We start from the raw sequence: 19875 nt of genomic DNA, 5'->3' as shown, positions 1-19875 counted from the left end.
CCGATTTGTTCTCAACGTCCGTGCAGAGCGCGGCGAGCGATTCGGTGGCCGGAGCACGCCTCGGTTATCGGCGTCCCCGGAGCCCGCGCGGGCGCCGGTCCGCCGGCGCCCGGGACCGGTCCCGCTCCAGGCGCTCGAGCAGTTTCCCGGTGGAGATCATCGCCCCGCCCAGCACCGCGGGCAGTCCGCCGCCCGGGTGGACGGAGGCCCCCACCCGCCACAGCCACGGCCGCAGCAGGCTCCGGTGGGCGGGGGAGTGGAAGGGTCCGGCCCGCCACGGAGCGCGCACCGCGCCGTACAGTGCCCCGCCCTCCGACCCGTGGGCGGCGAAGTACGCGGGGTCCAGGATCCGCACGTGACGGAACCGGTCAGACACAGGATGTGGCCACCCGAGGACCCGGCTCACGCGCTCGATCTCGCGAGCGACGAACGGGTCCTCCAGGTTGTACGCCTTGCCGTTGGCCGGGGTGGTCAGCAGCAGGGCGAGCGTGGGTTCACTGCCCGGGTGGACGGTGTCGGCCGGATAATAGTTGGCGAAGGCCATGGTTTGCTCCGGCTCGTTCCTGGCCTCCAGAGCGGCGTAGAGCTCGTCGGGGCGGTCGGGCAGGACCACGCCGTGGCGGGGTGTGCCCCCGGGCAGCTCGGCGTCCAACACCGCGTAGACCGCGACCGCCGAGCAACTGAGCCTGCGGGGTCGGCGGGGCGCCCGGCCGGAGAGCAGTCCGCCGAGCCGGTGGGCGTCGATGCCGCTGACGACCACGTCGGCCGGGTACGTGCTGCGGGCGGTGGTCACCCGGCCCCGGGTCACGGAGGTCACCGGTTCTCCGGTGTGGATCTCGACCCCGGCGGCCACGGCCAGGCGCCGCAGGGCCTCGACGAGCTCGTAGACGCCGCCCCGGGGCAGCCACACGCCGTCGTGGGCCATGACCGCGGGCATGGACGCGTACAGCGCCGGGGTGCGCTGCGGACCGACGCCCGCGTTGAGGGTGTGGATGGCGATGACCTCGCGCAGGCCCTCCGGCAGCCAAGTCAGGCCGTCAAGGTAGTCGCGGGTGGTCAGCTTCCGCCCGTACAGCCGACCGAGCCTGCCGAGCGCCGGATAGGCTGCCCGGTCCAGTACGTCCGTGGTCAGCAGCCGCGTGATGTCCGGGCCGAGCCCGCCGTGCTCGGCCGCGAAGCGGGTCCAGGCCTCGTGCCAGGGATGTCCGGGCGGCACGGGCAGTTCGCACCGCTCGCCGCGGTAGAAGTAGCTGCCGACGTCGGGTAACCGCTCCAGCTCCAGTGCCGCGGTCTGCGCGGCGGTCGGTGCCCCCGGCCCTCGCGTCCCGGATCCCGCGCCGAGCGCGTCGAGGCGGCGCAGCAGCTCCTCCCACACGCCCGGGAACGTGAACAGCGACGGCCCGGTATCCACCCGCTGCCCGGCGGCCTCGAAGCGTCGGCTCTTGCCGCCCACGTGGTCGGCGGCCTCCAGTAGGGTCACGTGGTGGCCTGCCCGGCCCAGCAGCGCGGCCGAGGTCAGCCCGCCGATGCCGGCGCCCACAACGACGACGCGGCTCACGGGTACACCCCGAAGAACAGCGCGACCGTCAGCTGCACCCCGGCCACGGCGCCGGCGACGTAGGGGAAAGCAATGGAGTACCGGTAAAGCCGGTGCCCGGTGGCCGGGCGCGGGTCCCGCAGGAGGGAACCGACGAGCCCGCCGGCGATGAGTGCGTTCACCACGGCCACCGGAACGTTGGCCAGCGCGAAGCACACGGTGGACAGGGCCCACCAGCCCCCGCACCAGATCCCGGTGCCGCGCGGGCCCAGCCGCACGGCCGTCGTGGTGATGGCCGCCGCCCGGTCCTCCTCGATGTCCTGGACGGCGTCGAAGGCGTGCTTGGCTACGCTCCACGCCATCAGGCCCACCGCCGCAGGCCACACGGGCAAACGGTCGAGCGCGTAGGCCATGAACACCAGGGGCAGGGCGTAGGCGGCGTTGCTCAGCGAGTCGAGCCAGGGCCGGGCCTTGAAGCGCAGGGGCGGGGTCGAGTAGAACACGAAGACCAGGACGTACACTGCGATCCAGGCCAGCGCGGCCGGGGGCAGGGTGAGCGCGAACCATATGACGAACGGAACGTTAGTGGCGAGCACCCAGGCCCAGATGGTGCGCACCTCGCCGGAGTCGATCCGCGCCCCCTCAAGGGAGCCCTTGCGCGGATTGAGGGCGTCGGTGTCCTGGTCGAAGACGTCGTTGACGCCGTAGATCAGCAGGTTGAACGGCAGAGTCAGCCAGAGCAGCAGCGGCAGCGCTTCCCACCGCCACAGCGAGCCCGCCAGCCACATGCCCAGCATGCCTGTGCCGAAGGCGTTGATCCACAGCACCGGCCGGGAGATGTGGACCGCCCGCCGGACGGCGGGCACGAATGATGCCTGGGGCACGGGCGTTGCTCCTCCTCAGACACGGGTGCACCCGGGGTCGTGGGCACCTACTTTCCACCCTACACGGGCGCATGAGCACGAGCGCCCGCCCCGGCGGTTCGTGCCCGGTCCGCCGCTGGGGCACACTGGAGCAATGCGCCTGATGTTGCTGACCTCCGGTACCCGCGGCGACGTGGAGCCCTTCGCCGCCCTGGCCCGCTACGCGACCGCCCGGGGCCACCGGGTCCGCTTGGGGGCGCCGGAACACTCCGGGGTAGAGCTGTCCGGGATCGACACCGTGGGTCTCGGGATGAACCTGCACCGAATGGTGCGCACCCACGGACTCTCGCCATGGACGGCAGTGCGCCGCTTCCGCACCGAGATCCGCCCCGGGATGCGCGAGATGCTTCGCGCCGCGGTGCGGGAGACGCTGGCGTTCGGCCCCGACTTGGTGGTCCACCACCCGCTCGTGCTCACCGCGCCGGCGGTGGCCGACGCCCTCGGCGTGCCCCGGGTGCTGACCGAGTTCGTGCCCGTGGCCACGCCCACCCGGGAATTCTCCGCGCCGGGAACTCCCGAGTCGGTGCTCTCCACCGTGGGCGCCGTCTCCCCGGATCCCGGGCGGTTCAACCGCAGTACCTATGCGGTACCTCGGGGTGGGGCCCGGCTGTTCCGGGCCGACGTCGAGCGCGCGTGCGCGCAATTGCCCGGCGGCCGGGCGCCGTCGCCCGCCGCGGGTTCGCGCGCCACGCTGATGGCGGTCAGCCCGCACCTGCTGCCCCGGCCCGCCGACTGGCCGGATCGGGTGCACCTGACCGGGGCCTGGCACGAGACGGCACCCGAGGCGCTGCCGGACCCTGCCGTGGCGGCCTTCCTGCGCGGCGGCCCGTACCTGGTGGCGTCCTTCGGCTCCATGGCGGCCGGCGACCCGGGTGCTCGGGGGCGGGCGGTCGTCGCGAGCGCTCGCGCCCACGGGCTGCGCACGCTGCTGCTCACCGGGTGGGGCGGGCTGGCGCTGCCGGAGGACAGCCGGGGTGAGGACGTGCTGGCCGTACCGGCCGCGCCGCTGGATGTCGTGCTGCCCGGCGCCGCCGTGGCCGTCCACCACGGCGGCGCCGGGACCGCGCACACCGTGGCCCGCGCCGGCGTTCCGTCCGTGACGGTGCCGTTCCTCGTCGACCAGCACTTCTGGGGCCGGCAGTTGCACCGGCTCGGGGTCGCGGCGGCCCCGATCCCGTACCGTGAGCTGACGCCGGAGGCGCTGGCCCCCGCGGTGGGCGAAGCTCTTGCCCACCGGGAGCCGGCGCGGCGCACGGGCGCTGCGGTCCGACGGGAGCAGGGGCTGCGCACTGCCTTGGACGTCCTCACCGGGATTTGAGCCCGCATCGGTCAACACGCAGCGCCGGTAATGGTCAGTGATGAGGATCTTCGCGCTCCGCGATCCACTTCTGGAACACCGCGGAGTCCCGTTCGCCCAGCCCCGCGTCAATGAGCTGCTGGGCGGCGCTCGCAAGGGGTCCGCCCAGCACCGATGTGGTTCCGGTGGCCCGGGCGGCGTCCAGGTAGGCGGACACGTCCTTGTGGACGAAAGCAGCCTGCGCCGAGACCGAGTAGTCGTGGGCCACGAGTTTGGGGGTCTTGTCGTTCATGATGACCGACCCCGCATAGCCGCTTTGGAGCAGGTCGAGCAGTTTGGCCAGGTCAAGGCCGGCGCGTTCGGCCACCACACTTGTTTCGGAGATCGCCACGATCTCGGCCGCGCAAATCAACTGATTGCAGGCCTTGGCCACCTGCCCCGATCCCAACGGCCCCAGGTGAACGGGGCGACCGCACGAGGACAGGACGTCCGAGACCAAACCGACGGCGGCGGCGTCGCCACCCACCATGATGGACAGGTCCCCGCGGATCGCGCCGGCCTCGCCGCCGCTGATGGGAGCGTCCACGAACTCCACACCCGAGGTGTCCCGGTGCCAGCGGGTGATGTCCACGGGGGAGACCGTGGAGCTGACGGCCAGGATCAGGCGGTCGTGGTCGGGATCGCGCTCAAGGGCACCCTCGACGAGTTCATCGAGCGCACCGTCAATTTCCGGGGCGCCGGGGACCAGCAGGATCACGACGTCGCACTGGCGCGCCATGTGCCGCGGTGAATCCACCGCGCGTGCCCCCTCAGCCTTGTGCAGGCTGCGATGCAGGACCACCACGTCGTGCCCGGCGTCGATGATGTGCCCGGCCATGGGCGTTCCCATGGATCCGAGACCGATAATCCCTACGGTGTGCGGTGACGGGCTCATGTTGTGGCTCCTCGCGACGGTGACGGCTGGTTCCATCATGCCTCGAAGGGCGGCGTCGGCGTCCAGGGACGGGATTGGGTGGCCCCGACGTGGAGAATTTCGGAGCCCAACTTGGAGATTTTCGGAGCGAAGGGAGAGCCGCCTGTGGCGGCAGACCGGCCGATGCACGACTAACCGAGTGGCTTATATGAGAACGATACTCACTTAAGATAAAGTGCTCCCATGCACACCATCGAGCACAACGCCCCCGAAGGGGCTCAACCGCCCATGTCCGGATCCACCAAGGCGCGCCGTCGCGCGCCCATGACGATGGCCGCAATGGCCATTGCCGCACTTGCTCTCACCGCGTGTGGGGCGGGTGGCAAGGGGGAGGCGGGGGCGGCGTCGTCGTCCCCGAGTGCCAGCGAAACCGCGAGTGAAGTGGCCGCGAAAGAAGTCTCGAGCCTGACCCCGCGCGCCGTGGTGGCCTACGACGGCGGACTGCTCACCGTGGACACCGAATCCGGCGAGGTTATCGACGACACGAAGCACGAGGGTTTCCTGCGGCTCAACAATGCGGGCGACGGTCGCCACGTGATGGTCGGCGACAGCGATGTGTTCCGGGTGCACGACACCGGCCTGGACGCGCAGGAACACGGCGATCACTACCACTACCGTGAATCCGCGCCCGAGCTGACCGACGTGACCTTCGACGCCTCGCACGCCGGGCACGTGGTGGTCCACAACGGCAAGACCACGCTGTTCGGTGACGGGGACGGCTCCATCACGACCTTCGACTCCGAGGCGCTCAAGGACGGCATGCCGGAGACGAAGGAAACCTCAACCGAGAACCCGCACCACGGAGTGGCGCTCGAGTTGGCCGACGGCACTCTGTTCACGACCCAGGGCACCGAGGAGGAGCGCAATACGGTCCAGGTGCTCAATGAGGACGGCTCGGTCAAGGCCGAGACCACGGACTGCCCGGGCGTGCACGGGGAGGCTGTGGCGGCACCCGGCAAGACCACCGACACCGTGATGGTGGGTTGCGAGAACGGGCCCGTGATCTACCGCGACGGTGAATTCCACAAGGTCGCCGTGGCGGACTCCTATGCGCGCTCGGGTAACCTGGCCGGCTCGGAGGAATCGCCCATCGTGCTGGGTGACTACAAGGTGGACGAGGCCGCCGAGCAGGAGCGGCCCACCCGCGTGGCGCTTTTCGACACGCGCGATGATTCGCATCAGCTGGTGGACCTGGATTCGTCCTACTGGTTCCGTTCGCTGGCTCGCGGCCCCGAGGGCGAGGCCCTGGTGCTGACCTACGACGGCAAGCTCAACGTGATCGATGAGAAAACCGGAACGGTGACCCAGAAGATCGACGTGATCGAGCCGTGGGAGGAAAAGGAGGACTGGCAGGAGGCCGGTCCCGCCATCACGGTGGCCGGTTCCAACGCGTACGTGACCGATGCGGAGAACAAGAAACTCCACGTGGTCGACCTGGCCACGGGTGAGGTGACCACGTCCATCGACCTGCCGGAAACCCCGGTGGAGATGGCCGTGGTGACGGGCAAGCCTTAGGTGTCAGTCATGCGCGGTTCTCCCGGGGGTTCAAAAATGAATGACGATCATTTAGAGTGATCCACACAACTCGACGTGCGGGCCACAGATTTCCGTGCATCACCTGACGGTGACGGCACGGGCACCGTGATACGCACTCATCAGCAGGGAGGATTTCCATGGCAGAGGTGCTGCAGAACCACATCAACGGTCGGTTCGTGAAGGCCCACGGGCGGGACACCATCGACATTGTGAACCCCGTCAACGCGCAGACGGTCGCGGTGGCTCCCATCTCCGATGAGGAGGACGTCAATGCCGCATTCGAGGCAGCGGCGGCCGCGGCCAAGACCTGGAAGCGGTCCACTCCGGCCGAACGCCAGGACGCGCTGCTCAACCTCGCCGAGGGCCTCCGGGAACACCGCGACGAACTCGTGGAAGCTCAGCACCGCAACACCGGTCAGCCCAAGGAGCAGATCGGTGTGGAAGAAGTGGACACGGGCATTGACAACCTCAAGTTCTTCGCCGGTGCGGCCCGAACTCTCGAGGGCAAGGCAGCCACCGAATACATGAGCGAGCACACCTCCTACGTTCGCCGTGAGCCGGTGGGCGTGGTCGCTCAGGTGACACCGTGGAACTACCCGCTGTTGATGGCCATTTGGAAGATCGGCCCGGCGCTCGCCGCGGGTAACACGATCGTGATGAAGCCCAGCGACACCACCCCGGAGTCCACCTTGGTGCTGGCCAAGATCGCCGGAGAGGTTCTCCCGGCGGGTGTGCTCAACGTGGTCCTGGGTGATGGCGGAACCGGTGCGCTCCTCACCGAGCACCCCGCGCCGGCCATGGTCTCCATCACCGGATCGGTGCGGGCGGGTCAGGCCGTGGCCAAGAGCGCCGGGGCGGGAGTCAAGCGCACCCACCTGGAGCTGGGCGGTAAGGCGCCTGCCGTGGTTTTCGCGGACGCGGATCTGGAGCGCGCGGCGGAACAGCTGATCGGCTTCGGCACCTTCAACGCGGGGCAGGACTGCACCGCCGTCACCCGGATCCTGGTGCAGGACAGCGTTCACGACAAGTTCGTGGAGCTGTTGGCGGCGGAAGCCAAGAAAGTTGCCACCGGCAGCGCGGACGACTCCCAGAACGATTACGGTCCGCTCAACAACGAGCGCCACTACGCGGACGTGTGCGGCAAGCTGGAGAACATTCCGGCTCACGCAACCGTCGTGACCGGCGGGAAGCCGGTTGACGGCTCAGCAGGTTTCTTCGTGGAGCCCACGGTGATTTCGGGCGTGCACCAGGACGACGTGCTCGTCCAGGAGGAAACCTTCGGTCCCGTGCTGACCGTGCAGTCGTTCTCATCCGAGGAGGAGGCCGTCGAACTCTCCAACGGCGTCCCCTACGCTCTGGCCTCCAGCGTGTGGACCTCGGATCACGGCACGGCGATGCGCGTGAGCCGCGACTTGGACTTCGGTTGCGTGTGGGTCAACACCCACGTGCTCCTCGTCTCGGAAATGCCCCACGGTGGCTTCAAGTACTCCGGCCACGGCAAGGACCTGTCCCTCTACTCGGTCGAGGAATACACACGCGTCAAGCACGTGATGCACTCGCTCGAAGTCTGAGGCTCGCGATCTAGTCGGCAGCGGCGCGGTCGTGCAGAGCGTCCAGAGCCAGGCGGAATCCGGCCAGCAAACTCCGCAGGCCCACATCGAAAGCGACGTCGGCCGGCGACGGCGCCCGGGGCACCTCGGGCGCGTCGGCGGCGTCGTCGCCCGGTACGGAATCCAGGAGGAGGTCACGGTGCGCAACGGCTGCGGAGAACACCGGGGCGATGTCACTGAGTTCGCCGGGGTCGAAGATGTTCTCGGGCGCTACGGCGTCGTAGGCGGAACCGAAGACCAGGGACTCGACCGCCACGATGGTGTTGACCACCCAGGGCTCGGGCCAGCCGGCTCGCGTGAGGCCCGTGGCAACCTTCTCGTACATGCGTAGCGTGTGCGGGGAGTTGGCCACGGGCAGCACGGCCATCACGGGAATCAACGGGATATTGCGTATGTAGACGCCGCGGTAGGAGCGGGCCCATTGATCCAGGGCCACGTCCCAGGGCTCACTCTCGAAGGCGCTGCAATCGATGTCCTGGTTCACCCGGTCCTGGATGAGGATCATGATGTCCCGTTTGGAGCCCACATGGTTGTACAAGGCGGAGGCGGAGACTCCCAGCTGCTCAGCCAGCGCGGACATGGTCAGGGCCCGGTACCCCCGGCTCTGGATCAGGGTCACGGCCGCGGAGGCAATCTTGCGCTGGGTCAGCACGGGGCTCAAGGGCCTTCCTCGGCCGCGTGCGCGATCGTCCTGACTCACTGATCCTCCTGACACCCCGGGCTCCACACGCGGTGACCCGCGGGGATGGACAACAACAACAGTAAACATGACGTGCCGTTGCGCACGACTTCAAGAAATGAATTTCATTCATAAAGGTGAAAGGAACACACCATGTCTGAACAGCGAACCGTAGGATCCCCCGAAGCGATTGAACGCGACGTCGTCATTGTCGGCGCCGGGCCCGCAGGACTCATGGCGGCCCGCCGACTGTCCCAGGCCGGCAAATCGGTGGCCGTGCTGGAGGCCCGCGACCGCGTGGGCGGCCGCACCTGGTCCAATGTGATCGATGGCGCGTTCCTGGAAATCGGTGGCCAGTGGATCTCCCCGGACCAGACCGAGTTGCTGTCCCTCGTGGAGGAGCTGGGCCTGTCGACCTTCCAGCGCTACCGCGACGGCGATTCCGTGTACATCGCCCCGGACGGCACCCGGCACACCTACACCGGCCACATGTTCCCGGCCTCGGAGACCACCCAGGCCGAGATGGAGAAGCTCATCGAGCTCATGGACGAACTTGCCGCGGACATCGGCGCCAGGCAACCGTGGGCTCACGAGAAGGCCCGTGAGCTGGACACCGTCTCCTTCCAGGACTGGCTGCGTCAGAACAGCTCGGACGAGGAAGCATGCAACAACATCAGCATCTTCATTGCCGGCGGCATGCTGACCAAGCCCGCCCACTCGTTCTCCGCGTTGCAGGCCATCCTCATGGCCGCCTCCGCGGGCTCCTTCTCGAACCTCGTGGACGAGGACTTCATCCTGGACCGCCGTGTCACGGGTGGTATGCAGTCCGTGTCCATCACCGTGGCCGAGCAGCTGGGCGTGGATGACGGGACGGACGTCCTCTCCGGTCCCTCGGACGCCTCCGTGTTCCTCAACTCCCCGGTGCGCACCATCAACTGGGCCGGTGAGGGTGAAACCTATGACGAGCACGACCCCAACTACACCGTGACCGTCTTCTCGGACAGGGTGAGCGTCAAGGCCAAGGACGTGGTGGTTGCCGTTCCGCCGAACCTGTATTCGCGCATCTCCTTCGAGCCGCCGCTGCCGCGGTTCCAGCACCAGATGCACCAGCACCAGTCACTGGGCAGCGTGATCAAGATTCATGCCGTGTACGAGACTCCGTTCTGGCGTGAGAAAGGCCTGTGCGGTACCGGATTCGGAGCCTACGAGCTCGCCCAGGAGGTCTACGACAACAGCAACCACAAGGACACCCGCGGCACCCTGGTCAGCTTCGTGTCGGATGAGAAAGCCGACGAGCTCTTCCGCCTGCCCGCCGAGGAGCGCAAACGCCAGATCCTGGAATCGCTGTCCCACTACCTGGGTGAAGAAGCCAAGAACCCGGTGGTCTACTACGAGTCCGACTTCGGATCCGAGGAATGGACTCGCGGGGCGTACGCGGCCTCCTACGACCTGGGTGGCCTGTCCCGCTACGGCGCCATCCAGTCCGAACCCGTTGGTCCCCTTCGGTGGGCCTGCTCGGACCTCGCCGCCGAGGGCTACCAGCACGTGGACGGCGCGCTGCGTCAGGGCGCTCTTGCGGCCTCCCACATTGTGGAAGCGCGGGATCGGGCATGACAGCTCAGGGCAACGAGCCCGGGGCCAAGGTGCCGGGCCCCGGGACGGCGGGAACGACGTCGTCCGCGGTGCGTTACGTGGTGGGCTACGGCGGCGACAAGCGCAGTAGAGAGGCCGTGAAACTCGCCGCGGTCATGGCCAGGGCCTTCAACGCCCAGCTGGAGATCGTGTGCGTTTTGCGCGCCGACGATCCCTATCAGCAGGTGTATCCGCCCGTGGGTGATATTTCTCCCATGCTGCGTCAGCAGGCCTCGGGGTGGCTCCGGAAGGGTCTCGAGCTCGTTCCGGACGACGTCGCTGCGCGCACCCACATCCGCACCTCACCCTCGATCGCGGGCGGGCTTCTGGACGCCGTGACCGAATTCGGTGCGGGACTGATCGTGGTCGGTGCAGCGAGTGGAAAGTACACGGCCACGTTCTCCGTGGGACCCGTGACGGACACGCTGCTGCACCGCGCCACCGTTCCCGTGGCCCTGACGCCCCGCGGTTACAAGGGGACCGAGCCCATCACCCGCATGTACGCGGGCGTCGGGATGCGACCAGGAGCCCAAAGGGTCATTGACGTGGCCAGGCGCGCCGTGCAACGCACCGGACTGGACCTGGTGTTGGTGAGCTTCTTGCCGCTTGATCAGATCCACGGGGAGCCGGAACAGGCCATTGACGCGGCACGAGAAAAACTTCGCGAGAACGCCGCCGAAATCGGCGTCGACCACCCCGTGAGCGTGACCGTCGCTCAGGGAAAAAACCTCAAGGAGACCGTTACCCGCATGGACTGGGACACCGGTTCCGTGCTGTTCGTGGGGTCATCACGCCTCGCCGGAGATCGTCAGATCTTCTTGGGCAGCACCGCCGCGCGCATCTTGCGGCACCTGCCCGTTCCCATGATTGTGCTCCCCCGCGGAGCAAATGACCCGAGCGCACCCACTGCCGATGACCGTCACGAAGGCGGCCGCGGAATGGGTGGCGCCGGACCGGATGAAGAGGAGGTGCGCTGATGAGTGAGGCGACCAGCAGCGACACCAGCAAGGGACTGAGTTCGGGCTCCGTGGGCCTGTTGGGCGCCGTGGTGATCGGTATGTCCTGCATCGCCCCCGCCTACACGCTGTCCGGAGCGCTGGGGCCCACCGCTGCGGCGGTCGGCACCCATTTGCCCGCCATTTTCCTGGTGGGTTTCATACCGATGCTGCTCGTGGCCGTTGGCTACAGGCAGCTCAACCGGGCCATGCCCGATTCCGGCACCACGTTCACGTGGACGTCCAAGGCTTTCGGACCGTGGGTTGGGTGGATGGGCGGTTGGGGGCTCTTGGCCGCCACCATCCTGGTGTTGTCCAACCTTGCGGGCATCGCCGTGGACTTCTTCTACCTGATGCTCTCGCAGCTCACCGGCAACGACTCACTGGCTGACCTCGCACAGAACGTACCCATCAACATCTTCACCTGTCTGGTCTTCATGGCCGGCGCCTGTTGGATCTCGTATCGCGGGATGGAAGCCACCAAGAAGGTCCAGTACGTGCTGGTGGCCTTCCAAATCATCGTGCTCCTGTGGTTCGCGATATCCGCCTACGTCCACGTGGCCAACGGCACCGCGTTCGGCGGACTGCGGATCGAAGCCGAGTGGTTCAATCCGTTCGGGGTGCCATCGTTCTCCGCCTTTGCTGCCGGTGTTTCCCTGTCCGTGTTCATTTACTGGGGCTGGGACGTGGTGCTGACCATCAATGAGGAAACGACCGGCTCGTCCACCACCCCGGGCAAAGCCGCATTGGCCACCATCTTCTCCATTGTGGTGCTGTACATGGTCATCGGGTTGGCGGTTCTGAGCTTCGCGGGACTGTCCGATCAGGGAATCGGGCTCAATAACGCTGAGATCCAAGAAAACGTGTTCGCGGCGCTGGCGGGGCCCGTCATGGGGCCCTTGGCGATCCTGCTGTCGTTGGCGGTGCTGTCATCCTCCGCGGCCTCTTTGCAGTCGACCTTCGTGTCCCCGGCGCGCACTTTGCTGGCAATGGGCTACTACGGAGCCCTGCCCAAGCCGTTCGCCCGGATCAATCCGCAATTCCAGTCCCCGGGTTTCGCGACCGTGGCGGCCGCCGTGATCTCATCCTTGTTCTACACGTTCATGCGGATCGTCAGTGAGGATGTCCTGTGGGACACCATCACGGCGCTGGGAATGATGGTGTGCTTCTACTACGGGGTCACCGCCCTGGCATGTGTCTGGTACTTCCGCCGCTCGTGGTTCCGGTCGACCAAGAGTTTCTTCACCAACCTTTTGGCCCCGCTGCTGGGTGGTGTGCTGTTGCTGGTCTTTTTCGTTCAGACGTCGGTGGATTCCATGGATCCGGACTACGGGTCCGGCTCCCAGATCGGTGGAGTGGGGCTCGTCTTCATCCTGGGAGCGGGCATCCTGCTACTCGGGTTGGTCGTGATGTTCACGCAGTACCTGCGTAACCGCTCGTTCTTCCAACAGCGTTTCGAAACCACTGAATTACCCGTGCTGGAGTAGGTCCTTCTCGCTGGCTATTTGGGGGTATCGGTCGGCGGATTCGACGCGGCCACACATGCCCCCAGATTTTCCGCCCCGTGGTGCCCCGAGTAGCGTTGGAGCATGCCCGCGAATGCCAATGAACTGACCAGCGTGCGCCTGGACGTGTGGTTGTGGTCGGTCCGCCTGTTCAAGACCCGGTCCGCCGCGACCACCGCCTGCCGGGCCGGTCACGTGCGGCTCAATACGGCGCCCGTGAAGGCGGCGCAACCGGTGCGCGTGGGAGATCGTGTCTCGGTGCGGCGTCCCGGGTGGCAGCAGGAATTCCAGGTCACCAAGTTGATCGTCAAGCGCGTGGGTGCCCCGGTGGCAGCGCAGTGCTACATCGACCATTCGCCGCCGCGACCGGCCGAACTCAGTGTTCCCGTGGGCCGTCGGGACCGCGGAGCCGGTAGGCCCACCAAGAAGGACCGCCGCGAAATGGAACGACTGCGCGGCTTGGACGGTTCACGCTAGTCCGTCGGGCTCCGCCATGAACACCCCTGTGAAGAGTGAGAACCGAGCTTGACGCAACTGCTGAGCCGCGACATCTGAGCCGCGACATCAGCTCAGCTACATCGCCTGCAACATCCCGAAGGCATTAATGGCCAGCAGCACGCCCACAATGCCGATGATCCATGAGGTGGTGGATTGGGCGTTCTTCGAGAGCCAGCGGTCCAGCGCGGACAGCGGGCGCTCCAGCGCATTGCGGGCTACCAATCGACCGAGGGTCAGGAGCAACGCCGGTGCAATCATCACCAGGCAGTACCCGGCGAGCATGATCAGCGAAACCGCTAGGCTCGGGCTGGTCGCCGAAATGATGCCGATACCCGCCAGATAGGGGACCATGGTGGCCACCTCGAGCGAGACCCCCACCAGGGCGAGGCCCATGAGCGCAGCCAGGAAACCGGCACCGGCGCGAGTATCGGTGGGAGCGCCGTCGGCGCCCAGGATTCGGCCGCGCCAGCGCGAGATTCGGCCACCGGTCGACGACGCCGCCTCGCCGGTTGCCGCGCGTTCGGCGGCGATGCTCTTGGCCCGCTTAGTGCCTGGGTCCATGAGGTAGCTCAGGGTGACCAGGCAGATTCCCAGCACTAATTGAATGATGTACGCGGTGCGGGATTCCAAGGCATCCCCGAAGTTGTCGATGAATGCCGTGGTGCCCAGCATGATCACCACACCGATGACGAAATACGCCGCCACCACTGTGGCCAGGTAGACGAGCAATCGGCCGATCTTCAGGCGGCCGGGCGCCATGAGCAGCCAGATCGGGATGAGCAGGGTGCCGAAACTGGTGGAATCGACCAGGGCGAGAGCCGCAAGAATTCCGAGGGTCTCCATGGGGGCCTTCCTAATGGGACTAGCACAGGCGTGCCAGATCAAACTAGCACAAGCGTGCTAGTTTAGGGTTATGCCCTCCAGAATCGACCGCGAAGGACGCAAGGCCGAACTTGCCGAGGCCGCGTGGCGGGTGATTCTCAGATCGGGTGTTTCTGCGGTGTCCGTGCGAACGGTGGCGGAAGAAGCGGGCCTGGCTGTGGGGTCGTTGCGGCACGTGTTCCCCACGCGCACGGAACTGCTCATGTTCTCGGCGAAACTGATGATGGAGCGGGTGCTGAATCGTATTGCCCAGCTACCACCGACGGAGAGTCCGGAGGATTACGTCCTGGCCGTGATCAAGAACCTGATGCCCTTTACGGAGCAGACCCGGGCGGAAATGGACGTCAACGTTGCATTGATTGCGGAGGCAACGGCGGTGCCTGAGCTCAAGGCCCTGCGAGACTCCGCTCATCAACAATTAGCCGACGCATGCGTGAGGTTGGCCGGGCTTCTGCGCGGGGAGGACTCAGAGACGCCGAGCGAGGGCGCCACGCGGAGCGGTCAACGACTTCATGCTCTTGCGGACGGCTTGGCTCTGCACCTGATGCATCAAGCGGGCCAGAAGGACTTGGATCGCGCCGCTGAACTGCTCGAAGATGAAATTCGAGGCATTGCCGCAGGTCGCGCTTAGAAAGTGCAGCGGTGAGATTAGAAAACTTTCACCAATCCCACATGCGTATCTCATGAGTGCGGTTCATCGTGGAGTGATCGATATGAACGGGAGGTAACACGTGTGGGGAACGTTCCGCCCCGGCGCCGTACGCGCCGATAAACTGTGGGTTGCTTTCCAGCCAAAATTCACGACGAACCGGAGGCATCCATGAGTCGGTCCACCCCCCTTCGCAGCAAGACGCCGTTCTGGTTGGGCCCGTTGGTGGTCTCGGTGATCGTGTCCCTCATCATTACGCTGCTCAGCCTGTTCGCCGTGTGGTGGGCCCCCAATCTGAGTATCTACCACTATTTTGAAGTTACCTCCGAAGTGAACCTGCCCATGTGGTGGAACGTGCTCCTGCTGATCGCGGGCGCAACGCTTATGCTCCTGGTCGCGGCCAACACTCCCAGCCGAAGCGCCCGACTCTCCTGGCGGCTCATTGCCGTCATTGCCCTGCTGATGTCCCTGGACGACGCCACCGTGCTCCACGAGAAGCTCGGCCTGGTGGTGGAGCGGTTCGCCCCGGATACCGGTTTCACCTTCACCTGGGTGCTGCTGGGCGCCCCGATTGCCGTAGTGGTGATCCTGTTGGCGTTTTTCGCCTCACGCCGCCTGCATCGGACGCCCAGACGACTGCTGTTGAGCGGTTTTGTGGCGTTCCTGGGTGCGGCCGTGGGTTTCGAGTTCATTGCCGACTACCTGATCCGCGTTGAAGCGCACTGGTTTCTCTACCGCGTGACCTACCACATGGAAGAAGGCTTGGAAATGGTGGGCGCAGCCCTCCTCGCGGTGGCCCCGCTTGCCGACATCCAACGCGTGTACCTTCACGGCCAGGTGATCGACCCGGCTCATCCCGTGCCCATCACGGAGTAATTCCGCTGGCAGTCAGCGGTCGTTCGCGGGCCCGTTGCGCTTACTCTTCCAGCGCGTCATCGCGTAACCCAGCAACGACGGAGCTTCTTCCGGTTCCTTGGCGCTCGCATTCCGCAATCGGTCCTGGCGCATGCGCTGGTGTTCGTCCAAGTACTGTTCGTAGCGGCGCTGTTGCTGGCGTTGCTGTTCCTGTTCGACCGCCCCGGCCTGGCCGTCGCTGTCCGGGTGACGTTCCACGGAAGTGACCGTGTGAGGTGGCAGGTCATCCGGGGAGCGACGATTGCGTTGGCGCCGTTCCATGACCAGACGTTCACGCTCCGCGCGCTCGGCCAGCCTGCGCCGGGACGCGCTCATCTTCTTGGGGTCCCCGTAGTTGTCCCGGATCCGTTCGATGACCGGAAGCTCGTCCGTGGTTTCGTACGCGACCTGCTCGTCATCGGCGCGGTAGGTCGAGCAGGTGGGCGGGGCGTCGTCGTAGGTGGCGCGTTGCCGGGGAATGGGCTGGGTGGCCTCGCTCCCGTGCATCATGGTGACCGCGGGGAGGGGGCCGGTGTCCGCATCGTCTGCGCGAGCGGGGGCCCGGTCGGCTTCGGAAAAAGCCTGGTAGCTGCTGAAGCCGCGCCAGAGTTTCCAGGCCAGGTACGCCACGCCCAGCAGGATGACCGTGGCCGGGACGCCGTAGCCGATCGCATAGTAGACGGTGGCAACCACCAGCAAAATCAAGCCCAGCCCCACCGGCGCGAGCGCCAGGGGCGTCTGTACCGGCAGCGCGCCGAGCAAGGTGCGGGTGTACCGGTTGGACGCGTCCGAACCGTGGAGCGCGTGGGCGCGGATCTTCACGCCGGGCGGGGTGGTGTCGGCGAGCCTACGGGCGACTACCGGGGGCTCGTCCGGTGGGGATGCATTGCGGACGACGTCGCGGGCTCGCCCCGCCGCCAGAGCCGCCCTGTTCGATGCCGTGGCGCCCGCCAGCACCAGATAGCCGCCCATGGACAGCAGGATCCCGGGGAGCAGAACGGCGATGGTCAGGGCCAGGACGCGCCAAATCCAGGGGACGCCGGCCGCCGGGAAATTCTCGAACTGCAGCACCCCGTGGGTGAACCACAGGATCACGCCTCCCATCAGCAGACCCGTGATGCCGTTGAGGATGGCGAACACGCGCAATCGAGGCCAGCCGCGCGCCGAACGGGCGGCCCAGCGTTGTTCGCGTGTGCGCATGAGAACTCCTGACATCCCGGGGAAGTGGGCTCCTTTCAGGGTAAATGGTTCCGACCGTTCCGGCGGCGCCGTTCGCTGGATTGTGGGCCTAGGATCGATCAGTGCCCCGTTTACTGCTCGACATCACCCCGCTGCGTGAATCCCCAGCGTTCCGCCGCCTGTGGATCGGCTCCACCATGTCCATGCTGGGGAATCAGTTCACGGTCGTGGCGATCAGCCTGGAAGTCTTCGAGCTCACTCGTTCCACGTTTGCCGTGGGCATGGTGGGTGTTGCCGCATTGGTGCCGCTGATCATCTCGGGGTTGTACGGCGGATCCATGGGGGATGCCCACAACCGCCGAACCCTGGGACTGTGGACCACGTTCGGACTCTTCGCGGTCACGGTCGCGCTGGCCGCGCACTCGTGGGCGCAAATTTCATCCCTGACCGTGCTGTACACCCTGGTGGCCCTGCATTCCTTTGCGCAGGGGCTCAACCAGCCCGTACGAGGGGCGATCGTTCCCCGGCTGGTGCCCATGAAACAGCTGCCCGCGGCCAATGCGCTGTACCAACTGACCATGGGCTCCACGCTCATGGTGGGGCCGCTACTGGGTGCATTGACCGTGGCCGGACTGGGTTTCCAATGGGCCTACACCGTGGATGCCCTGACCTTCATGGCCAGCCTGTGGGCCATGTACCGATTGCCGTCCCTTCCACCCGACGAAGTTGGCCCCCGTGCCGGGTTCCGTTCCGTGGTCGAGGGCTTCCGGTTCCTGGCCACCAGGCCCAATCTGCGCATGACGTTCCTGCTGGACATGGCCGCGATGTTCTTCGCCATGCCGCGCGCACTGTTCCCGGTGTTGGGTGCCACGGTGTTGGGCGGTGACCAGTTCACGGTGGGGTTGTTGACCGCGGCGCTCGCGGCCGGTTCCGTGTTGGCGGGATTGCTGTCCGGGCCGCTGGTGCGGTTGCATCGGCACGGCAAGGCGTGCGCCATGGCGGTGGCCGGGTGGGCCGTGTGCATCATGGCGTTCGGTGCTGTGATTCTGCTGGCCTCCGGGGGCTGGGGGCGCGAGACCGTGTGGCCGCTGGCGGCGTCGTGCGCCGTGCTGGTGGCGGCCGGGGCAATGGATGCGATCTCCATGCTGTTTCGCACCACCATCCTGCAGGCCGCCACACCGGATGCGCTGCGGGGGCGGTTGCAGGGCATTTTCATTGTGGTGGTGGCCGGCGGCCCGCGCCTGGGTGACGCGTTCATGGGCACCGCGGGGGAGTTCGCGGGGCCCGGTCTGGCCGCCGTGGTGGGTGCTGTCGTGTGTCTGGTGCTCGTGGTCGTACTGGTGCGGAAGTTTCCGGCGTTCAACCGCTACGACGCGCGAGACCCGCAACCGTAGGAGTGGCTCCAGTGTGAGTTCCAAGGTGCGCAGAGCCAGCCCCTTGAGCCGAATCCATGTCTTGTACGTCACAATGAAAAGGAAATCGGGCGCTGTGCAGGGCTTTGCGCGCCGCGCACAGTAATCCACCCAAAGGAGCGAACAATGGCAATTCTCGAGGACAACCGCTGGCACGGGAAGCTCTACGTCAACGGCTGGCGTGACGGGTCCGGCGAGCCGATCCCCGTGCAAAATCCCGCCTCGGAAGAGGTCCTGGCAACAGTTGGTTCCGCATCACCGGCCGATGTTTACGACGCCGCTCGGCAGGCCTCCGAGGCGCAGGTCGCCTGGGCCGCGCTCAAGCCGACCGAACGTGCAGCCATCCTGCGCAAGGCGGGGCAGCTGTTCGAGGAGAACGCGGATGAAATCATCGACTGGGTGGTGCGCGAGACCGGGGCAATCCAGCCCAAGGCGGGGATGGAAGCAAACGTGGCAGCGCAGGAGTGCTACGAGGCATCCGCGCTGCCCACGCATGTTCGCGGCGAGGTGTTGGCCTCTGACGAGCCGCACTGGTCCTTTGCCCGGCGTGTGCCCGCGGGTGTGGTGTCGGTGATTTCGCCGTTCAATTTTCCCTTGATTCTGTCCATCCGTTCCGTGGCCCCGGCATTGGCTTTGGGGAACGCGGTGTTGTTGAAGCCGGATCCTCGCACGCCCATCAGCGGTGGGGTGTTGATCGCCCGGATCTTCGAAGAGGCGGGACTGCCTCAGGGAATCCTGCAGATCTTGCCGGGCGGTGGTGATGCGGGCGCGGCCGCGGTCGACGCGCCCGAGGTGCGGATCGTGTCCTTCACCGGGTCGACCCAGGCAGGCCGCCATGTGGGGGCCGCTGGTGCCAAGCACTTGAAACGAACTCATCTGGAGCTGGGTGGCAACAACGCAATGGTGGTGCTGCCCTCTGCCGATCTGGACTTGGCGGCGGGCGTAGGTTCCATGGGATCGTTCTTCCACCAGGGGCAGGTGTGCATGACCACGGGGCGGCACATTGTTCACGAGGATGTGTACGAGTCCTATGTCGCCAAGTTGGCGGAGCGGGCTGATGCGCTCACGGTGGGTGATCCGTCCGAGGGGCAGGTCCACCTGGGGCCGATCATCGACGAGAAGCAATTGAAGTCCGTGGACTCCAAGGTCCAGGATTCGGTCATTGCGGGTGCTTCGATCCGCGCGGGCGCCACGCATGACGGCTTGTTCTACCGACCCACGGTTCTCGCGGATCTCACCGTAGACATGCCGGCGTGGAACGAGGAGATCTTCGGCCCGGTGGCACCGGTGATCAAGGTGTCTTCCGTTAAAGAGGCCGTGAACCTGGCGAACAATTCGGAGTATGCGCTGTCGTTGTCGATCATTGGTGACGTCGGTGAGGCACTCAAGGTGGCGGACCGCATCACCGCGGGCAAGATCCACATCAACGAGATGACCGTGATGGACGAGGCCACCGCCCCCATGGGAGGCATGAAAGCTTCCGGAACAGGGGCTCGTTTCGGAGGCGCAGCGGCCAACATCGAGGCCTTTACCGAAAGCCAGTGGGTGACCATCAGCCCGGACATTCCCCAGTACCCGTTCTGAGCTTACTAACCAGTACAGCAAGGTGGCCGTGCAACAAACGGCCACCTTGCTGTTTTGTAAACGCACATAAGTGGTTGTAGCTAGCGATTA

The 19875-nt window shown here is 66.4% G+C and carries 17 protein-coding genes; 11 read left to right on the top strand and 6 right to left on the bottom strand.

The window, feature by feature from the left end; translation table 11 throughout:
- Positions 1 to 64: 64 nt before the first annotated feature.
- Positions 65 to 1558 carry a phytoene desaturase family protein gene (locus ABEA06_RS04475; RefSeq protein WP_345310705.1) on the bottom strand — a complete coding sequence of 498 codons (1494 nt, stop codon included), beginning with the start codon at positions 1556 to 1558 and terminating at the stop codon, positions 65 to 67.
- Positions 1555 to 2421 (bottom strand): UbiA family prenyltransferase, encoded by an 867-nt coding sequence (locus tag ABEA06_RS04470; protein WP_345310704.1) that lies wholly within the window; start codon positions 2419 to 2421, stop codon positions 1555 to 1557. Before ABEA06_RS04470 ends, ABEA06_RS04475 begins: the two co-directional genes overlap by 4 nt.
- A gap of 133 nt (positions 2422 to 2554) precedes the next feature.
- Here ABEA06_RS04470 and ABEA06_RS04465 point away from each other — a divergent pair, with 133 nt between their 5' ends.
- Entirely contained in the window at positions 2555 to 3778 is a 1224-nt protein-coding gene (locus ABEA06_RS04465) for a glycosyltransferase (protein WP_345310703.1), read from the top strand.
- 34 nt (positions 3779 to 3812) lie between these two features.
- Here ABEA06_RS04465 and ABEA06_RS04460 read toward each other — a convergent pair whose 3' ends face one another.
- A complete protein-coding gene (locus ABEA06_RS04460) occupies positions 3813 to 4691 on the bottom strand; it encodes an NAD(P)-dependent oxidoreductase (protein ID WP_345310702.1) in 879 nt (292 codons plus the stop codon).
- A gap of 222 nt (positions 4692 to 4913) precedes the next feature.
- On the opposite strand from ABEA06_RS04460, the gene ABEA06_RS04455 reads away from it, so the two are divergent.
- Both ABEA06_RS04455 and ABEA06_RS04450 read left to right on the top strand, forming a co-directional pair.
- Positions 4914 to 6245: a hypothetical protein gene (locus ABEA06_RS04455; RefSeq protein ID WP_345310701.1), complete on the top strand. Its 1332-nt coding sequence runs from the start codon at positions 4914 to 4916 to the stop codon at positions 6243 to 6245.
- Between the two features lie 158 nt (positions 6246 to 6403).
- On the top strand, positions 6404 to 7837 hold the full coding sequence (locus ABEA06_RS04450) for an aminobutyraldehyde dehydrogenase (protein WP_345310700.1): 1434 nt from the start codon (positions 6404 to 6406) through the stop codon (positions 7835 to 7837).
- A 10-nt stretch (positions 7838 to 7847) separates the two neighbouring features.
- Here ABEA06_RS04450 and ABEA06_RS04445 read toward each other — a convergent pair whose 3' ends face one another.
- Positions 7848 to 8528 (bottom strand): TetR/AcrR family transcriptional regulator, encoded by a 681-nt coding sequence (locus ABEA06_RS04445; protein ID WP_345310783.1) that lies wholly within the window; start codon positions 8526 to 8528, stop codon positions 7848 to 7850.
- Between the two features lie 180 nt (positions 8529 to 8708).
- On the opposite strand from ABEA06_RS04445, the gene ABEA06_RS04440 reads away from it, so the two are divergent.
- The 4 genes from ABEA06_RS04440 (at position 8709) to ABEA06_RS04425 (ending at position 13164) form a co-directional block, all read left to right on the top strand.
- A complete protein-coding gene (locus tag ABEA06_RS04440) occupies positions 8709 to 10169 on the top strand; it encodes a flavin monoamine oxidase family protein (RefSeq protein ID WP_345310699.1) in 1461 nt (486 codons plus the stop codon).
- Positions 10166 to 11164 carry a universal stress protein gene (locus tag ABEA06_RS04435; protein ID WP_345310698.1) on the top strand — a complete coding sequence of 333 codons (999 nt, stop codon included), beginning with the start codon at positions 10166 to 10168 and terminating at the stop codon, positions 11162 to 11164. The genes ABEA06_RS04440 and ABEA06_RS04435 overlap by 4 nt, the downstream gene beginning before the upstream one ends.
- Positions 11164 to 12669 carry an APC family permease gene (locus tag ABEA06_RS04430; RefSeq protein ID WP_345310697.1) on the top strand — a complete coding sequence of 502 codons (1506 nt, stop codon included), beginning with the start codon at positions 11164 to 11166 and terminating at the stop codon, positions 12667 to 12669. Before ABEA06_RS04435 ends, ABEA06_RS04430 begins: the two co-directional genes overlap by 1 nt.
- Before the next feature lie 102 nt (positions 12670 to 12771).
- Complete coding sequence (locus ABEA06_RS04425; RefSeq protein WP_345310696.1) at positions 12772 to 13164, top strand: RNA-binding S4 domain-containing protein; 393 nt, start codon at positions 12772 to 12774, stop codon at positions 13162 to 13164.
- 96 nt (positions 13165 to 13260) lie between these two features.
- Here ABEA06_RS04425 and ABEA06_RS04420 read toward each other — a convergent pair whose 3' ends face one another.
- Complete coding sequence (locus ABEA06_RS04420) at positions 13261 to 14028, bottom strand: GAP family protein (RefSeq protein ID WP_345310695.1); 768 nt, start codon at positions 14026 to 14028, stop codon at positions 13261 to 13263.
- 70 nt (positions 14029 to 14098) lie between these two features.
- Here ABEA06_RS04420 and ABEA06_RS04415 point away from each other — a divergent pair, with 70 nt between their 5' ends.
- Both ABEA06_RS04415 and ABEA06_RS04410 read left to right on the top strand, forming a co-directional pair.
- Positions 14099 to 14698 (top strand): TetR/AcrR family transcriptional regulator, encoded by a 600-nt coding sequence (locus tag ABEA06_RS04415; protein WP_345310694.1) that lies wholly within the window; start codon positions 14099 to 14101, stop codon positions 14696 to 14698.
- Between the two features lie 189 nt (positions 14699 to 14887).
- Complete coding sequence (locus ABEA06_RS04410) at positions 14888 to 15592, top strand: hypothetical protein (protein WP_303383807.1); 705 nt, start codon at positions 14888 to 14890, stop codon at positions 15590 to 15592.
- Between the two features lie 12 nt (positions 15593 to 15604).
- Here ABEA06_RS04410 and ABEA06_RS04405 read toward each other — a convergent pair whose 3' ends face one another.
- A complete protein-coding gene (locus tag ABEA06_RS04405) occupies positions 15605 to 16810 on the bottom strand; it encodes a hypothetical protein (protein WP_345310693.1) in 1206 nt (401 codons plus the stop codon).
- A 101-nt stretch (positions 16811 to 16911) separates the two neighbouring features.
- Here ABEA06_RS04405 and ABEA06_RS04400 point away from each other — a divergent pair, with 101 nt between their 5' ends.
- Together ABEA06_RS04400 and ABEA06_RS04395 are read left to right on the top strand one after the other, a co-directional pair.
- Positions 16912 to 18183, top strand: a complete 1272-nt coding sequence (locus ABEA06_RS04400; protein WP_345310692.1) for an MFS transporter — start codon at positions 16912 to 16914, stop codon at positions 18181 to 18183.
- Between the two features lie 144 nt (positions 18184 to 18327).
- Complete coding sequence (locus ABEA06_RS04395) at positions 18328 to 19785, top strand: benzaldehyde dehydrogenase (RefSeq protein WP_345310691.1); 1458 nt, start codon at positions 18328 to 18330, stop codon at positions 19783 to 19785.
- Positions 19786 to 19875 lie beyond the last annotated feature (90 nt).

It is taken from the genome of Kocuria gwangalliensis (assembly GCF_039544365.1).
In the GTDB taxonomy this organism is placed as follows: Bacteria; Actinomycetota; Actinomycetes; order Actinomycetales; family Micrococcaceae; genus Kocuria; species Kocuria gwangalliensis.
The sequence above is the reverse complement of the archived record's forward strand: the minus strand, read 5'-3'. Positions and strand labels throughout refer to the sequence as shown.

Excerpts from the sequence above, each read along its gene's own strand:
- ABEA06_RS04465 (WP_345310703.1), top strand. The coding sequence starts at position 2,555 with ATGCGCCTGATGTTGCTGACCTCCGGTACCCGCGGCGACGTGGAGCCC.
- ABEA06_RS04460 (WP_345310702.1), bottom strand. The coding sequence starts at position 4,691 with ATGAGCCCGTCACCGCACACCGTAGGGATTATCGGTCTCGGATCCATG.
- ABEA06_RS04455 (WP_345310701.1), top strand. The coding sequence starts at position 4,914 with ATGCACACCATCGAGCACAACGCCCCCGAAGGGGCTCAACCGCCCATG.
- ABEA06_RS04450 (WP_345310700.1), top strand. The coding sequence starts at position 6,404 with ATGGCAGAGGTGCTGCAGAACCACATCAACGGTCGGTTCGTGAAGGCC.
- ABEA06_RS04440 (WP_345310699.1), top strand. The coding sequence starts at position 8,709 with ATGTCTGAACAGCGAACCGTAGGATCCCCCGAAGCGATTGAACGCGAC.
- ABEA06_RS04435 (WP_345310698.1), top strand. The coding sequence starts at position 10,166 with ATGACAGCTCAGGGCAACGAGCCCGGGGCCAAGGTGCCGGGCCCCGGG.
- ABEA06_RS04430 (WP_345310697.1), top strand. The coding sequence starts at position 11,164 with ATGAGTGAGGCGACCAGCAGCGACACCAGCAAGGGACTGAGTTCGGGC.
- ABEA06_RS04425 (WP_345310696.1), top strand. The coding sequence starts at position 12,772 with ATGCCCGCGAATGCCAATGAACTGACCAGCGTGCGCCTGGACGTGTGG.
- ABEA06_RS04420 (WP_345310695.1), bottom strand. The coding sequence starts at position 14,028 with ATGGAGACCCTCGGAATTCTTGCGGCTCTCGCCCTGGTCGATTCCACC.
- ABEA06_RS04415 (WP_345310694.1), top strand. The coding sequence starts at position 14,099 with ATGCCCTCCAGAATCGACCGCGAAGGACGCAAGGCCGAACTTGCCGAG.
- ABEA06_RS04410 (WP_303383807.1), top strand. The coding sequence starts at position 14,888 with ATGAGTCGGTCCACCCCCCTTCGCAGCAAGACGCCGTTCTGGTTGGGC.
- ABEA06_RS04405 (WP_345310693.1), bottom strand. The coding sequence starts at position 16,810 with ATGCGCACACGCGAACAACGCTGGGCCGCCCGTTCGGCGCGCGGCTGG.
- ABEA06_RS04395 (WP_345310691.1), top strand. The coding sequence starts at position 18,328 with ATGGCAATTCTCGAGGACAACCGCTGGCACGGGAAGCTCTACGTCAAC.